This is a genomic window from Pontibacillus halophilus JSM 076056 = DSM 19796, from assembly GCF_000425205.1.
Taxonomy (GTDB): Bacteria; Bacillota; Bacilli; order Bacillales; family BH030062; genus Pontibacillus_A; species Pontibacillus_A halophilus.
Genome location: NZ_AULI01000006.1, coordinates 168,915 through 184,992, shown reverse-complemented (window position 1 = coordinate 184,992; position 16,078 = coordinate 168,915). Strand labels below are relative to the sequence as shown.

General features: G+C 44.1%; 17 protein-coding genes and 3 riboswitches. Of the genes, 14 read left to right on the top strand and 3 right to left on the bottom strand.

Features of this window, described 5'->3' with window-relative positions:
- The first annotated feature begins 66 nt into the window (after nucleotides 1-66).
- The 9 genes from H513_RS0106670 to H513_RS0106630 all read left to right on the top strand — a co-directional run bounded on the left by H513_RS0106670 (nucleotide 67) and on the right by H513_RS0106630 (nucleotide 6,997).
- On the top strand, nucleotides 67-936 hold the full coding sequence (locus H513_RS0106670; protein ID WP_026800051.1) for a DNA-3-methyladenine glycosylase family protein: 870 nt from the start codon (nucleotides 67-69) through the stop codon (nucleotides 934-936).
- An 81-nt stretch (nucleotides 937-1,017) separates the two neighbouring features.
- A riboswitch (SAM riboswitch) is annotated at nucleotides 1,018-1,137 on the top strand.
- A gap of 117 nt (nucleotides 1,138-1,254) precedes the next feature.
- The gene (gene msrA / locus H513_RS0106665) at nucleotides 1,255-1,728 is read left to right on the top strand and encodes a peptide-methionine (S)-S-oxide reductase MsrA (protein WP_026800050.1); all 474 of its coding nucleotides are present in this window, start codon (nucleotides 1,255-1,257) and stop codon (nucleotides 1,726-1,728) included.
- A 156-nt stretch (nucleotides 1,729-1,884) separates the two neighbouring features.
- Nucleotides 1,885-1,983, top strand: a riboswitch (SAM riboswitch).
- A gap of 117 nt (nucleotides 1,984-2,100) precedes the next feature.
- On the top strand, nucleotides 2,101-2,832 hold the full coding sequence (locus tag H513_RS0106660; protein WP_026800049.1) for a phosphoadenylyl-sulfate reductase: 732 nt from the start codon (nucleotides 2,101-2,103) through the stop codon (nucleotides 2,830-2,832).
- Between the two features lie 13 nt (nucleotides 2,833-2,845).
- On the top strand, nucleotides 2,846-3,619 hold the full coding sequence (gene cobA / locus H513_RS0106655; protein ID WP_026800048.1) for a uroporphyrinogen-III C-methyltransferase: 774 nt from the start codon (nucleotides 2,846-2,848) through the stop codon (nucleotides 3,617-3,619).
- A 14-nt stretch (nucleotides 3,620-3,633) separates the two neighbouring features.
- Nucleotides 3,634-4,377, top strand: coding sequence for a sirohydrochlorin chelatase (locus H513_RS0106650; protein ID WP_026800047.1), 744 nt, complete (start codon nucleotides 3,634-3,636; stop codon nucleotides 4,375-4,377).
- Entirely contained in the window at nucleotides 4,377-5,015 is a 639-nt protein-coding gene (locus H513_RS19705; RefSeq protein WP_051239728.1) for an NAD(P)-binding protein, read from the top strand. The genes H513_RS0106650 and H513_RS19705 overlap by 1 nt, the downstream gene beginning before the upstream one ends.
- Nucleotides 4,996-5,805 (top strand): uroporphyrinogen-III synthase, encoded by an 810-nt coding sequence (locus H513_RS0106640; RefSeq protein WP_026800046.1) that lies wholly within the window; start codon nucleotides 4,996-4,998, stop codon nucleotides 5,803-5,805. Before H513_RS19705 ends, H513_RS0106640 begins: the two co-directional genes overlap by 20 nt.
- 94 nt (nucleotides 5,806-5,899) lie before the next feature.
- A complete protein-coding gene (locus H513_RS0106635) occupies nucleotides 5,900-6,589 on the top strand; it encodes an AIM24 family protein (protein WP_026800045.1) in 690 nt (229 codons plus the stop codon).
- Between the two features lie 78 nt (nucleotides 6,590-6,667).
- A complete protein-coding gene (locus H513_RS0106630) occupies nucleotides 6,668-6,997 on the top strand; it encodes a thioredoxin family protein (protein ID WP_026800044.1) in 330 nt (109 codons plus the stop codon).
- A 92-nt stretch (nucleotides 6,998-7,089) separates the two neighbouring features.
- On the opposite strand, the gene metC is transcribed toward H513_RS0106630, so the two are convergent.
- The 3 genes from metC to H513_RS0106615 form a co-directional block, all read right to left on the bottom strand.
- On the bottom strand, nucleotides 7,090-8,253 hold the full coding sequence (gene metC, locus H513_RS0106625) for a cystathionine beta-lyase (protein ID WP_026800043.1): 1,164 nt from the start codon (nucleotides 8,251-8,253) through the stop codon (nucleotides 7,090-7,092).
- On the bottom strand, nucleotides 8,246-9,370 hold the full coding sequence (locus H513_RS0106620; protein ID WP_026800042.1) for a methionine biosynthesis PLP-dependent protein: 1,125 nt from the start codon (nucleotides 9,368-9,370) through the stop codon (nucleotides 8,246-8,248). The genes metC and H513_RS0106620 overlap by 8 nt, the downstream gene beginning before the upstream one ends.
- A gap of 77 nt (nucleotides 9,371-9,447) precedes the next feature.
- A riboswitch (SAM riboswitch) is annotated at nucleotides 9,448-9,557 on the bottom strand.
- A gap of 99 nt (nucleotides 9,558-9,656) precedes the next feature.
- The gene (locus H513_RS0106615) at nucleotides 9,657-10,403 is read right to left on the bottom strand and encodes a gamma-glutamyl-gamma-aminobutyrate hydrolase family protein (RefSeq protein ID WP_026800041.1); all 747 of its coding nucleotides are present in this window, start codon (nucleotides 10,401-10,403) and stop codon (nucleotides 9,657-9,659) included.
- Between the two features lie 160 nt (nucleotides 10,404-10,563).
- On the opposite strand from H513_RS0106615, the gene H513_RS0106610 reads away from it, so the two are divergent.
- The 5 genes from H513_RS0106610 (at nucleotide 10,564) to H513_RS0106590 (ending at nucleotide 16,005) form a co-directional block, all read left to right on the top strand.
- A complete protein-coding gene (locus H513_RS0106610; protein WP_026800040.1) occupies nucleotides 10,564-12,159 on the top strand; it encodes a glutathione ABC transporter substrate-binding protein in 1,596 nt (531 codons plus the stop codon).
- A 68-nt stretch (nucleotides 12,160-12,227) separates the two neighbouring features.
- Nucleotides 12,228-13,157, top strand: a complete 930-nt coding sequence (nikB, locus tag H513_RS0106605; RefSeq protein WP_026800039.1) for a nickel ABC transporter permease — start codon at nucleotides 12,228-12,230, stop codon at nucleotides 13,155-13,157.
- A complete protein-coding gene (locus H513_RS0106600; RefSeq protein ID WP_026800038.1) occupies nucleotides 13,157-14,041 on the top strand; it encodes an ABC transporter permease subunit in 885 nt (294 codons plus the stop codon). The genes nikB and H513_RS0106600 overlap by 1 nt, the downstream gene beginning before the upstream one ends.
- Nucleotides 14,042-14,057: 16 nt before the next feature.
- The gene (locus H513_RS0106595) at nucleotides 14,058-15,047 is read left to right on the top strand and encodes an ABC transporter ATP-binding protein (protein WP_026800037.1); all 990 of its coding nucleotides are present in this window, start codon (nucleotides 14,058-14,060) and stop codon (nucleotides 15,045-15,047) included.
- Entirely contained in the window at nucleotides 15,028-16,005 is a 978-nt protein-coding gene (locus H513_RS0106590) for an ABC transporter ATP-binding protein (RefSeq protein WP_026800036.1), read from the top strand. Before H513_RS0106595 ends, H513_RS0106590 begins: the two co-directional genes overlap by 20 nt.
- Nucleotides 16,006-16,078: the final 73 nt, after the last annotated feature.

The window sequence follows — 16,078 nt, the reverse complement described above, 5'->3', positions numbered from 1 at the left end:
TTAATTCGTAAGGAAGTTTGAGTGTGGGGGTCCTGTGTTATACATCTATGAATGGAGGTGAGGGAGATGTGGAAAGAGGTTGTGCGAGCTGCTGGAAGCTATGCATTCGACCATGTATTAGTTCGTTTAGAGATGGACCCAATTATAACTGTGAATCAGGAAGAGCGTTGGATTGATGTACCCGTTCGTATAGGAGAGTCACGTAACGTTGTCCGAGTGCAAGGGACAGGTACTACAGAGAATCCTGAGTTCGTGGTTTCATCGAAGAATGATGAAGAGAAAGATTTGCTTCTTCATCGTATTCAAGACTTATTTCAATGGGATGTGGATTTAGACCAAATAAAACAACATTTTAGAAAGACGAATCTGTCTACATTATTTAACGATTATCCTGGGACTCCTATTGTGAAAGATTTTCATCTCTACGATTGCCTTATGAAAGTGATCATTCATCAGCAGTTGAACATGAAATTCGCCTACACGCTTAGTTCTCGATTTGTTCAGACGTTCGGAGAACTTGTGGATGGGGTGTGGTTCTATCCGACGCCTGAACGGGTAGCCCGTTTAGAATATGAACAGTTAAGGGAACTGCAGTTTAGTCAACGGAAGGCGGAGTATGTGATTGATACATCAAGAAAAATAGCGGATGGGGAGCTAGATCTGGCACAGTTATCTACGCTTACAGACGACGAAGCTATGAAAGAGTTAACCAAGATTCGGGGGATTGGCCCTTGGACAGTGGAGAATTGGTTGATGTTCGGCTTAGGTAGAACGGACTTATATCCTAAAGCAGATATTGGCGTTCAAAATGCACTGAAGCGCTATTTCCAGATGGACCGTAAACCGACGAAGGAAGAGATGGTAGAGATGAGCGACGATTGGGATCCCTACAAGAGCTATGCCTCCATCACGTTATGGCGAAGTATTGAAGGGTAAAAAATTTAATCTTCTATGAGTTTAATTCTTTACTTCACTAATGAAAGTATGTAAAATGAGAAATAACTTAATAACGAAAACTTCTTATCCAGAGAGGTGGAGGGACTGGCCCTTTGAAGCCCGGCAACCATCGATTGTACATGATGTACAATGTGAACGGTGCCAAATCCTGCAAGATTGAAGAATCTTGGGAGATGAGAGGATCGTACGGACGACACATACGACCCCCTTCTCGTGAGAAGGGGGTCTTTTTTATACACGTTTTGTGTCCATGTCTGCTCTCGAAAGAAGTTTCGTTAAGGAAAAGGAGAGTTTACTATGGCAACAGCATTATTTGCAGCAGGATGTTTTTGGGGAGTAGAGGCGTTTTTTGAGCGTCTTGATGGAGTGACAGCAACTCGCGTTGGATACGCGGGAGGTAACATTGAGGCCCCAAGTTATGAACATGTGAAGACAGGAACGACTGGTCATGCGGAAACAACGAAAGTTGAGTTTGACCCAAGTGTAATCACATACGAACAGCTAGTGGATACGTTCTTTGAGTGTCATGACCCTACTACGCTTAACCGTCAGGGAGAGGACGTTGGGCATCAATATCGCTCAGTTATCTTCTATCTAAATGAAGACCAGAAACAAATTGCTCAAGAGAAAATTTCAGAATGGGATCAAAAAGGCATCTTTAAGAATAAGATTGTAACAGAGGTAACAGCTGAGCAACCATTCTATGAAGCTGAAGAATATCACCAGAAATATTTCCAAAAGAACGGCACCCTTTCCTGTGGAATTGGTTAATAAGTCGACGAGAAGCCCCTAGCTACTAGGGGCTTTTTTTATACCCTTCTATCCAATATAGGCGTTTTATTCATTTTATAAAAACCGGCTCAATATAATTGACAATTCATACTGGAATAGTTAGGATTGAATTCAAATAGAATAATTAACAGAAAATTCTTATCAAGAGAGATGGAGGGAGCGGCCCGAAGAAGTCTCGGCAGCGGGTTCATCTTATGAACGCTGTGCCAAATCCAGTTACACACAAGATAAGAAGGAATGTGCGGTTGTTGACCCTCTCTTCCTTATCGAAACTGGTGGAGAGGTTATTTGTTTAAAGAGGTCTTACTAGGTCAATTCAGTTACGTTTATATAGAGAAGAGGGGGAGAAGGATGGCAACGGTAACGTATGAACAGTGGCAGGGGAATCCGCTTACCAATCTTAGTAGTCAGTCCATCGTCGAAGAAAGCGAGAAGGTACTCGATTGGGCATATAGTGAATATGGGGAAGAGTTAACCTATGCATGTAGCTTCGGAGCTGAAGGAATTGTTCTCATCGATATGATCGCTAGAATTAAGGAAGACGCTCGGATTGTATTCTTGGATACAGGACTTCACTTTCAGGAGACCTATGAATTAATTGAAAGAATGAAGGAACGATTTCCAAAGTTGAACATTGTGATGAAGAAGCCTGAATTAACTGTTCAGCAACAAGCTGACCAACATGGGGATGAGCTATGGAAGAAAGAACCCAATCAGTGCTGCTATATACGAAAGATTAAGCCATTGGAAGAAGCGTTGTCTGGCTCGACCGCTTGGGTTTCAGGTCTTCGGAGAGAGCAGTCTCCTTCACGGCGGGCGACAGAGTTCGTAAATAAAGATGAACGATTTCGCTCTGTGAAGGTGTGTCCACTTATTCATTGGACATGGGACGATGTATGGACGTATATCAAAGAGCAAGACCTTCCATATAATGATCTTCACGACAAGGGGTATCCATCAATTGGATGTGCCCCGTGTACCATGCCAACTGACAACCCATATGACTTACGTTCTGGACGCTGGTCAACGATGGACAAAACAGAATGTGGGCTGCACATGAATCCGAACCGACCAAAACAATAGAGGGGGAACTGTGTTGGGGAAAGTATATTTAGTTGGGGCAGGACCCGGGGACCCAGATTTAATTACGGTGAAAGGGTTGAAAGCGATTCAACGAGCTGATGTGATCTTATACGATCGGCTCGTGAATCAATCTTTGTTAGAAGAGGCGAAATTAGGAGCGGAACTTGTCTATTGTGGAAAGCTTCCCAATCATCACACGATGAAACAAGAAGCCATTAATGAAGCCCTCGTGTCATACGCGAAACGTGGGCGAACCATTGTACGACTTAAAGGTGGAGACCCATTCCTCTTTGGGCGCGGTGGTGAAGAAGCAGAGGTACTTGCTGCGAATCGTATCCCATTTGAGATTGTGCCGGGTATAACGGCTGGAATGGCTGCACCTTCCTATGCTGGGATACCGATGACACATCGGGAAGCGAGCGCTTCTGTGGCATTCGTCACAGGACACCGTCGCGAAGGGGAAGACCATCATAAGAAATGGAAGCACCTTGCTCAAGGGGTCGATACATTAGCAATCTATATGGGGGTTTCCGAATTACCTACGATTAGTCAACTCCTCCTAGAGCATGGCCGCCCTGCATCAACACCGGTAGCAGTCATTCATTGGGGGACGACTGAAATGCAAGAAACGCTCGTTGGCACGCTGGAGACGATTGCTCAAGATGTAGAAGAAAGTTCTATCATGAATCCTTCTATGATCGTTGTAGGTGAAGTTGTTGCATATCGAGAGAGAATCAAATGGTTTGAACAACTGAAACCAGCCCAAGAAATTAGTACAGCTCAGTAGAGGGGGGATTTAGTATGAAAGGTGTACTTTATATTAGTCATGGAAGTCGAGTTGCTTCTGCTCGTCATGATGCGGTTCACTACATCGAACGGGTGAAGGCAAGAGTGGATGTTCCTCTTCAAGAAGTTTGCTTTCTCGAACTCGCTGAGCCCACTATCAAACAAGGTATTCAACGTCTTGTCGAAAGAGGAGCAACAGATATTGCGGTCATGCCTGTATTTCTTCTAGAAGCAAGACATGCGAAGAAAGATGTACCCGAACTGCTCGAAGCAGCGATGAAACCTTATCCACACGTTCGAATTCAATATGGCAAGCCGTTAGGCGGCCATCATGGGATGAGTCAGCTCGTGGTTGAGCGCATCCTAGAATCCATTTCTTCAGACGAGCTGCTTCATACGACTTACATTTTAGTGGGCAGAGGAAGTAGTGACCCGGATGCCCTCGCCACGTTGAACTCAATTGCGAATGAGGCAAAGGAGCGATTAGGTGTACCATGTATCCATCAGTGCTATCTAGCGGCCGCCACCCCTACATTTAAAGAAGGGATTGCTGGAGCTTTGGAAAGCACGAATGGGCCCATTCTAGTCATTCCTTATCTAATGTTCTCTGGTACTTTACTACACGAGATAGATGAATACATAGGTGAATGGCAACAATTAAGGCGGACGGAACCTTTGAATGGGCATCCTCAGCTAGAAGCTGTATTGGAACAGCGGGTTCAAGAAACCTTGGAGCAGTTTGAAGAGGCGGTTATGTAGTGACTCATCTACCTGTCATGCTTCAGCTAAATGAGAGAGTGTGTGTGGTGTGCGGGGGTGGTAGGATTGCCACGAAACGTGTTGCAAAGCTCCTGACAGCTGGAGCGTGCGTTACCGTCATAAGCCCTGAGGTAAGTGATAAACTCTATGCCCTTGCAGATGCAGGAGAAGTGATATGGAAGCGTAAAAAGGTCGAATTTGAAGATTTAGGCCGGGCTTTCGTGGTTGTGATTGCTACGAACGATGAAGCTGAAAATAACAAGATACATTCATGGTGTGGGAAGAATCAGTTGGTCAACGCGGTTCATAATGGGGGAAAGAGCGATCTACATTTCCCTTCTTCTATAAAGAGAGGAGATTTAACGATATCAGTATCTACCAATGGGGCGAGCCCATCTCTTGCAGCAAGGATAAAGGAAGAGCTAGGAGAGGCCTATGATGAACGATACCAAGCGTACGTACAATTTCTGAGAGAATTTAGAGCCTATATCCATGAACTTCCGATATCAAAACATGAACAGCGGTATTGGTTGCACGAAGCCGCACAAGCAGAATACATAGATACGAACCAACAAGCGTATATTTGGGAAAGAGTTCTAGAGCTAGGAGGGGACCGGGATGACGAAACTACTTGGTAAGACAGTTGCAATCGCCGCGACACGAAAAACCGATGAAATGAGCCGATTAGTAGAAAAGCAGGGAGGAGTTCCGATTGTCCGCTCTACACAAGGGACGGTATTCACACCAAAGGAAAAAGTTGTTACCCAGCTTAGAGGGTTCATAGAAGAGCCGCCCGATTGGGTTGTACTTACAACGGGAATTGGTGTGGAAACAAGTCTCACTATTGCGAGGGAGCATAACCTCGAAGATGCGTTTCTTGATTTATTAACAAATACGTCAATTGCCGCTCGTGGGTATAAAACAAAGCAAGCATTAAAGAAGTTAGACCTTCAACCAGTAGTCAGTTCCTCAGATGGTACGTTAAATGGATTGACTTCAGAAATAGAGGGGATTTCATTCTATGGGAAGCGAGTAGGAATCCAACTTCACGGGGAGAATGCCCCTGATTTAGTATCATGGTTTAAAGAAAAGGGGGCAGAGGTAACATTCTTGTTGCCCTATGAACATACACCGCCAGAACAGCCTGTTGTTGAGCAACTTGTACGGGAAATGGTAAGCCATGAAGTGGATGCCATCCTGTTTACAAGTGCCATACAAGTTCGTCAATTTTTCACGGCTGTACGTGAAATGGATGCATTGGAAGGTGTCTTAGATGCGTTCCATTCCAAAGTAGTTGCCACTGCTGTAGGTCAAGTTACAGCTGGTGCTTTATTCCACGAAGGAGTTCAGCGTGTGGTTTCTCCAGAACACGAACGGATGGGAGCTATGGTAGTTGCCCTAACGAAACATTACGAAGACATACAGTGAGGCTGCCTTCCTATTACGAATAGGGAGGTTTTTTCTAACTGAAGGCGAATGAATAGGGAATACATCTTGTAAGGGATTGGGAGGAGGAGAAGCAATGAGTAAATATTCACTAGGGGAATTTCTAAGAGAGACGGAACAGGACGAACAAGAGAATGGGTACTTTGAATTAGAAACACCACGTGTGTTGGAAGTTAATCTAGACGGAGAAGTATGGGCGAAAGCTGGTTCTATGATTTCGTATGATGGGCAAATGAAATTCGAGCGTGAGGGCATTTTCGAACATGGATTAGGCAAGATGTTCAAGAAAGCATTCACGGATGAAGGGAGCTCTCTCATGAAGGCGAGAGGGGAAGGTAAGTTGTACTTGGCTGACCAAGGAAAGAAGATTACCATCCTTCAATTGCAGAATGAAGGGATCACTGTGAATGGAAATGACTTACTTGCCTTTGAACCAGGAATTGAATGGGACATTAAATTTATGAAGAAGATTGCCGGAATGGTATCTGGGGGATTGTTCAACGTCCACCTTAAGGGTAGAGGTATGGTGGCGATTACCTCTCACTATGAACCCTTGACGCTACGTGTTACTCCAAATAAGCCTGTAATTACCGATCCTAATGCTACGGTGGCTTGGTCTGAGCATTTAGAGCCTGAATTCAAGACAGATATTTCGCTCAAAACGTTTGTCGGTCGCGGTAGCGGGGAGTCTATACAGATGAAGTTTAGCGGTGAAGGATTCGTCGTCGTACAACCGTTTGAAGAAGGTTATCAGAGCTCTCAATAGCGATGAGCAGTCCCATTGCATGAACCTCCAGATTCCTATATGATGGAAGTAACATTAATACCCCTGGAGGTAGATGAAATGAACCATGTACAAACAATAGAAGCTATTAATGAAATGAAAGAACAGAACGATTTATCTCTCTTATATATTTCTAGAACCCAATGCTCCGTATGCCACGCATTGCTGCCACAGGTCGAAGAATTATTAGAAGAGAAATATCCAAGTGTAGCTGCAGTTCATGTGAATGCAGATGAATTACCTGAAATTGCAGGAGAGTACTCCATCTTCACGGTGCCGGTTATGATTGTATTTGCAGAAGGGAAAGAGATGTTCCGTAAAGCTCGATTCGTACCGATGGAAGAATTCGACCAGCAGCTTGGGAAATTGAAAGAAGCCATGGAAGCATAGCAAAGAGGCGAGACCGATATGTGGGTCTCGCCTCTTTTTTAATCTACTTAAATGATAATTCTATGTCCCCATACATCCTACAACCTGAATGCTTATACATGGCTAAGTGTTGTTGAAGCAAGTGCTTGTTCGAAATCGGCAATTAACTCGTCACAACTTTCTAATCCAACGGAGAGGCGAAGAAGTCCTTTCGTAATTCCCCGCGCGTCGCATTCTTGGTCAGGCATTGACCCGTGAGACATCGTTCTTGGGTAGGAGAGAATCGATTCGACAGCACCGAGACTAACGGCGAATACAGGGAGTTGAAGGTGTTGAACAAATGCTTCAGTTGCTTCTCCATTCACCAGTTCAAAGGAAACAACAGCGCCGCCGTTAACGGCTTGTTTCTTCTGGACGTCGTAGTACGGATTGCTAGGTAAACCAGGATAGTAGACATTCTTAATCAACGGGTGCTGGTTGAGATAAGCTGCGATGGTTTCAGTTGACTCTACAGATTGACGTAATCGAGCATGTAAGGTCTTCATCCCACGCATGACAAGCCAGCTGTCATGAGGAGCTAAAATAGCGCCGCATGAATTCTGGAGAAAGCCAATTCGGTCAGCCAGTGTCTCGTTGTTTACAACAACAAGGCCTGCCACAACATCGCTATGCCCTGCAAGAAACTTCGTTGCGCTATGAATGACGATGTCGACGCCGAGCGAGAGAGGTTGTTGCAGAACAGGAGTTAAGAACGTGTTATCTATAATCGATAAGGCATGGTGTTCATGAGCTAGTTCAGAGACGGAAGAAACATCGGTGACCTTTAATAGAGGATTCGAGGGTGTTTCGATATACACCGCCTTCGTATTTGGTTGAAAGGATTTCTTCAGTTGATCAAGCTTCGTTAGGTCCACAAATGTATGTTCAATGCCATAGCGTGATAAGACTTCAGTCACAAAGCGGTATGTCCCGCCGTACACATCTTCAGAGACTATAAGGTGATCGCCCTTCGAGAACATCATGAGCGTTGTAGACACTGCAGCCATGCCAGATGCGAAGGCATAACCATGTGATCCCCCTTCCAATTGCGCAATGGTGGACTCGAGTGCCTCGCGTGTAGGGTTTCCTGAGCGAGCATAGTCATAGCGACCAAACTTTGTAAAGTCATTCTGATGAAAAGTAGAGGCTTGTTGGATGGGTACACTGACTGCATTTGTCGTCTCATCCACAGAATACGTATTGTGGATGAGCTTTGTTTGCGTTGAATAGTTACTCATGCACTTCAACTCCTTTATGAGCTGCTTCTAAAGCTTCTTTCAAATCCTTCATTAAATCCTCACTATATTCAAGGCCAACTGATAGACGTAGCAAGCGATTGCAGACTCCATAGTTCGAGCGAATTTCTTCTGGGATATCCATATGGGTTTGTGTTGCTGGATAAGTGATAAACGTTTCAGTGCCACCTAAGCTCTCTGCAAACGATATGAGGCGAAAGCTTTCCAAGAGTATCGGTATGGCTTCTTCTGATTCTACTCTAAACGAAAGCATGCCACCTTGCCCTGGATAAAGGACGTCCGTTACATATGGATTGTGCTCTAAGAAGGCAGCGACCAGTTTCGCGTTCTCTTCGTGTTGACTCATGCGTAAACCAAGTGTCTTCATTCCGCGCATTAATAGCCAACAGTCAAAGGGAGATAGTACCGCACCTGTTGCATTTTGTTCAGAAGCTAGTTGTTCACTTAATGCTTCATGTCTTGATACGACTAGTCCTGCTAACACATCATTATGCCCGCCTAAATACTTTGTCGCGCTATGAATGACAAGGTCCGCTCCAAGTTCAATTGGTCGCTGCAAATATGGGGTGTAGAAGGTGTTGTCAACGATAAGTAGCAATTCGTGTTCAGCAGCAATTTCACTCATTTGTTGTACATCAATCTCTGTCATAAGTGGATTCGTTGGTGTTTCGATAAAGAAACCTTTCGTCTTATCGGTGATTGCTTGTTCGAAATCCTTTGGGTTTGAGCTATTCACATAATTGAAGGATAAACCTGATTTCTTGAGTTGGTTTTCAAATAGTCGATAGGACCCTCCATACACATCTTGAGTGACGATGAATTCATCACCAGGTTCAAATAGTCCAAATGTAGCTTGAATGGCTGCCATTCCGGAGCTGAAGGCAAACCCTGATTCTCCCCCTTCTAAATCCGCAATTGATTGTTCCAACACAGCACGAGTAGGATTGCCCGTGCGTGTGTAATCATATCCAGTAGACTGCCCAATCCCTTCATGGCGGTAAGCGGTGGAGAGGTAAATGGGCGGATTCACGGCTCCTGTTGTAGTTTCAGAACGATTCCCTGTTTGCGCGAGCTTTGTCAGTATATGATGGTTGCTCATCGTCTAACTTCCTTTCCGAATAAAATAAAAAAAGCTCTTCCGAAGAAGAGCTTTTTACTGTTGCAATCCGCACCTTCTTCTTATCGTTCAAGCGATTTGTCGCTTGCTGGAAGTAGCACCTTTACCACGAATGGGTCGGTTGCTGAAGCTTCGAAGGGCCAGATCCCTCAGCTTCTCTAGATAAGAATGGTTATTCCTTATAAGTTTGACTTCTACAATACAGGAGAGTTAATTGAATTGCAAGATATTTTTGAATTAACAGTTTATTCACCGGGATCCTAATGTATTAAGCGATATACTCGGCTTTTCGGGTCAAGCTAGCTTCGACAAAATCGTTGAAAAGTCGTTGCATCCGTTCATGATTTAGAGACATCATTTCTGCGTGCCATTGAACTCCGATTACGAATGGATTACCATTCACAAGCTCAATTGCTTCAATTGTTCCATCGGATGCAAACGCTGTGGCTCTATATCCCGGAGCAACGGACTTAATGGCTTGATGGTGAAAGGAGTTCGTTAACGTTTCGCTTCCGAAAGTGTGCTCCATATAACTGTCTGGCTCTGTAAATATGCGGTGAGTCTCCATCGATGGCTTCCCATACTGGTCGTGCTTCACTACATCCTCACTAACGTAAGATAAATCTTGATGAAGACTACCGCCTTGGGCGACATTTAATAGTTGAAGACCTCGGCATATTGCAAAGATTGGTTTCCCTTGTCGCAGCATTTCTTCAACTAACAGTGCTTCAGATCTATCGCGTTCTGGGAAAGGCACACCTTGCTTTGGTTTTGGATCTTCTCCATAGAGGAGAGGGTTCACATCTTGTCCACCTGATAAGATTAATCCATCCATTGCCTCCGCTTGCTTACGCACAGCCTCCTCCGATTCTAATACGGGTAGAATAAATGGAATCCCCCCGGCTCGAAGCACAGATTGAATGTAGTCGTCATTCACATAAGCCCGTTTATAACCTGGGAACCTTCCGTCTTGGTCGATGATGATACTTCCGGAAACTCCAATTAACGCTGTCATATATGTATTCCTCCTCGTAGATACGCTTTATCAAGTTTTTTAGGTTGACACTATGGGAAAAGCTGTAATACAATCCATACTAAACTGATAAGAATTGTTGAAATCTATTATAGACATAGTAATAGGTACATAGCAATCAATAAACAAAGGGGAGTATGATATGAAGAAATTAATAAAATTTTCAGCTCTCTCATTACTTTTGCTTGTCGCAGTAGCAGCATGCTCAAGTAATGATGAAGCGAGCTCGAGTGGCTCAGGTGAAACATCTGACTCCTCCGCTCCTAGTGACAAATCAGGGGTTACCATTGGGGTTGAGAGTAATTTCACAAGTATGGACCCGCATGATACGAACGACAACCAATCGTATTCTGCACAATCTGCCATGCTTGAAGGATTACTAGGATTTGATGAGGACTTGAACATCGTCCCGGTATTAGCTAAGGATTATTCAGTGAATGAAGATTCTACTGAATTTACATTCCAACTGAAGGAAGGCATTACGTTTCACGATGATTCACCCTTCAATGCGGAGGCTGTTAAAGCGAATTTAGACCGTTTAACAGACCCTGATGCACAGTTGAGAAGAAGTAGCTTGTTCGAATTGGTAAAGTCAACAGAGGTCGTGGATGAATACACGGTGAAAGTGATTCTTGAGAAACCATTTGGTGCAATGGCGAACAACTTTGCTCACCCAGCTGCTGCAATGATTAGTCCGAAATCGATTGAGAATTCTGAGGACATCGGCCAAGAGCCAGTTGGAACAGGACCTTTCGAATTTGAAGAGTGGCAAAGCGGCGATCATGTCACACTTGTGAAGAATGAAGATTACCGCGAGAAAGGGCTCCCGAAGACTGAACAAATCACGTTCAAAGTCGTTCCGGAGAGTGGGTCTCGTGTCGCGATGCTTCAAACGAAAGAAGTGGATTACGTAACTTCAGTTTCACCTAGTCAAGTAGAAGACCTAGACGATAAAGATGGAATAACGATTCAGAATGAACCAGGGTTGCTTGTTCGTTACATATCTATGAATACGATGAAAGAACCTTTCGACAATCCTAAAGTACGCCAAGCGATGAACTATGCCATCGATAAAGAGGCTTATGCGAAAGTGGTCTATAACGGGTATGCAACAACATTGAAATCTTCAATTGCACCAGATACACAGCATTATTCTGAACAAGAGAATACGTATTCTTATGACCCTGAGAAAGCGAAAGAACTCCTCTCTGAAGCGGGCTATCCTGATGGATTTGAAACAACAATTTGGGGTGGAACAAGCTCGATTAAACAGAAGATGATGGAGTTCTATAAGCAGCAATTGTCTCAAGTTGGAATTACGTTGAATGTGGTTCCGATGGAAGGTGGAACACTTAACGACAACATTTGGGGCGTAGAGAACCCAGAAGACGCGGAACTTGAGTTGTATAACGGGGGTTGGTCTCCTTCTACAGCAGATGCGGATTGGGGAATGCGTCCGCTATTTAGTGAGAATTCCTTCCCACCACAAGCGTATAATACCGCTTATTATGCCAATGAACAGGTGAATGAACTCCTGCAAAAAGGGCTGCAAACAGCAGATGACGAAGAACGAGCACAGTATTACGCTGAAGCTCAGGAAATCATATGGAAGGACGCTCCTTGGGTATTCCTTGCTGTACCAGATATGATTTACGGCAGTCGTGATTATGTACAAGGTGTGGATATGCTTCCATCCGGAGTATTGGACTTGAAGAATGCAGAAATTGTTTCTCCATAATGAATGGGTTGGGCATCTTTGCTCAACCTTTTCCTATGTCAATAATGAGAAGGTAGGTGGACGGATTCATGCTAAAGTATTCAGCTAAACGAATTGTGACGATGATTCCACTGTTGTTCGTCATCTCAATCATCGCTTTTTTGTTTGTTCATTTCATTCCAGGTGACCCTGCTCGTATTATTGCTGGAAATGATGCAACGCTAGAAGAGATTGAAAGTATACAAGAGAAGTATGGGTTGACGGACCCGTTGTATAAACAATATGGCAGTTTCATGTCTAATCTCTTGCAAGGTGACTTGGGCACATCAATTGTGAGTGGGCGTCCTGTAATCGACATGATTAAGGAACGGTTTATTCCTACTTTAACGTTAACGCTTGCGAGTATGTTTTGGGCTTTGTTATTTGGGTTGTTAATTGGGGTCATAGCTGCAGTGAAACGAAATAAATGGCAAGACCACCTTTCTATGTTTCTAGCTGTATCAGGGGTTTCCATTCCATCATTCTGGTTAGGTCTCGTCTTAATACAGGTGTTCTCCGTCCAACTTGGCTGGTTTCCAACAGGTGGTATAGACGGCATACAATCTTACATACTTCCCTCTATTACGTTGGGGGCTGGAGTAGCGGCTATAATAGCTAGATTTACTCGTTCTTCTGTAATGGATGTATTGAAAGAAGACTACATAAGGACTGGGAGAGCAAAGGGGATATCTGAGATAAAGGTCGTGAATGGTCATGGTCTTCGTAATGCATTGATACCTGTTGTTACAATGGCTGGCTTACAGTTCGGATTCTTATTAAGTGGGTCCATCATTACAGAAACGATTTTTAGTTGGCCGGGACTTGGAAGACTATTAATTAACTCAATTACCGCTCGGGATTATCCTGTCATTCAAGCTGAGATCCTGCTCTTTTCTTTAGAGTTCTTGCTGATTAATCTACTTGTAGACTTATTATACGGCTTTCTAAATCCTAAAATTCGATACGGGGAGGGGACATAATGGCAGCATTGCAGCAAACAACAGAATCACCCACAGAAGTAACGACAACTCCGTTTCAACGATTTGCTCGGTCATTTAGAAAACAACGAGTAGCGTTTGGGGCAGGGGTCTTCCTTATCCTATTATTCCTAATTGCCATTGTGGGGCCTTTTGTAGCTCCATATGAGCCAAATGCTCCAGATTACAACGCCATGTTAGCTGGTCCTTCAGCTGAACATATCGCAGGTACAGATGCTTTCGGGCGAGACATATTCAGCAGAATACTAAGTGGTGCATGGATTTCCTTATCTGTTGGTGTTTCTTCTGTTCTAATAGGTGCGTTACTTGGAACTGCCCTTGGAATCATTAGTGGTTATTTCGGGGGTTGGGTTGATAGTGCAATTATGAGATTCGCAGATGTCTTGCTCGCATTTCCTGGCATGCTTCTAGCAATCGGGATTATCGCCATCTTAGGCCCAGGTCTACTGAACGTCGTATTAGCTGTAGCTATATTTAGCATTCCGGTCTTCTCTCGCATTATTAGGAGTACAACTTTGTCGATCAAGTCTACTCTTTATGTTGAAGCGACACAATCCTTTGGAGCATCTCACTTCAGAATCATATGGAAGCATATTCTCCCAGGTACCTTCTCCACGTTGATCGTCTACTTTACAATGCGAATTGGTTCAGCCATCTTAATCGCGGCTGGATTGAGTTTTCTTGGACTCGGGGCTGACCCATCAACTCCTGAATGGGGAGCGATGCTAAGTTCAGGTCGTGAGTATTTAAATCAAGCACCACATGTCACATTCTTTCCTGGTCTAGCCATATTCTTAACTGTACTTGCTTTCAACTTGCTTGGAGACGGTTTAAGAGATGCATTAGACCCGAAAGTAAGCGAATAGAAGGAGGTCTACTTTCATGATGACTCCACTGTTATCAGTAAATCAGTTACGTACAAGCTTCTATGCCGATGGAGAGGAAATACCAGTCGTGGAAGGTGTAGATTTAGACTTATACCCTGGGGAGGTTGTTGGACTGGTGGGAGAGTCCGGTAGTGGGAAAAGTGTAACCTCTCTTTCCATTATGCAGTTGCTACAAGACACACCAGGTAGGATTACTGGTGGGTCTATATCCTATCAAGAACAAGAATTACGAACTGCTTCCCAGAAAGAGATGAGGAAGATCAGGGGAAATGAATTATCCATGATCTTTCAAGAACCGATGACTTCGTTAAATCCTGTTATGACCATCGAGAAGCAATTGGTAGAAGCCATCAAAGAGCACATGGATTATACAAAGAAAGCGGCCAAGCAACATGCTATGGCAATGCTCGAACAAGTTGGTATCCCTCGGGTGAAAGAAGTCATGAAGGATTACCCACATCAGCTGTCAGGTGGAATGAGACAGCGAGTGATGATTGCCATGGCGTTGGCGTGTGAACCGAAATTACTGATTGCAGATGAACCAACTACCGCGCTTGATGTAACCATCCAAGCTCAAATCTTAGATGTAATGAGAAGGCTGAGCGAGGAAAAACAAACTTCTATCCTCTTCATTACACACGACTTAGGCGTCATTGCAGAAATGTGCGATCGAGTGGCGGTCATGTATGCTGGTCGAATTGTTGAGCAAGGTGATGTGTACGAAATATTTGAACAGCCTAAACATCCTTACACGAAAGGGCTGCTTCGTTCTATTCCTAGACTTGGAACAAGAATGTCTCGTTTACAATCTATCGAGGGACAAGTTCCTTCTATTGAAGAACGACCTAAAGGGTGTAAATTCGCGAATCGGTGTCCAGTGGCAGAGGCGCAGTGCTTTGAAGAAGAGCCTCCTCTTTTCGACGGGAAGAATCGTTGCTGGTTGCATAATCGAGAGGAGGAGCGACATGAGCAAACCGTTACTTGAAGTCAAGAATCTTAAGAAACACTTTGTAACCGACAAAGGGTGGCTCGGAAAGCCGAAGCAACTCGTAAAAGCTGTAGATGGAGTAACCCTTACGATAAGAGAAGGGGAAACCTATGGACTTGTTGGAGAATCAGGGTGTGGAAAGTCCACAACGGGTAGGTTGATTATGCAGCTACTAGACCCAACTGATGGAACAATCGTTTTCCAAGGTGAAGAGCTATCTTCCCTTTCTCGCGAACAACTCCAACGAACGAGAAAAGACTTTCAAATGATATTCCAAGACCCTTATGCTTCCCTGAATCCTAGAATGACGGTGAAAGAGATTATCGCAGAACCAATGAGAATTCACGGTTATCACTATGAACAAGGGGAAGAAGCAAAGATAGATGAATTGCTTGGCCTTGTTGGGTTACCCATACAAGCTAAAGGGAAATATCCTCATGAGTTTAGTGGGGGGCAGCGTCAGAGGATTGGGATTGCGAGAGCATTAGCCTTGGAGCCTAAGCTAATCATCGCTGATGAGCCTGTATCAGCACTAGATGTATCCATCCAATCTCAAATTTTAAATCTACTTAAAGACTTACAAGAGAGACTAGGGTTAACGTACTTGTTCATTGCTCACGATTTGAGTGTTGTGGACTTTATATCTGACCGAATCGGTGTGATGTATTTGGGTCATCTTGTAGAAGAGGGGACGCGAGAAGAACTGATCGAAAACCCAAAGCATCCTTATACGAAAGCCCTCCTGTCGTCTGTTCCAACACCTGATCCTAGGGCGAAGAAAGAGAGGATTGTGTTACAAGGAGAGCTGCCAAGTCCATCTAATCCGCCTAAAGGGTGCCCGTTCCATACACGTTGTCCATTTGCATGGAGTGACTGTGAAATAAGGAAACCACAACTGCAAAAGTCGGGAACTGAGACGCACTATACGGCCTGTCATCTACTAGACGCTGAATAAATGATTCAGCGTCTTTTTTTATATCTTTGTTTCTAGTAAAGTAGATGAGGGGGTGTTGTTAGAAAATTTATAC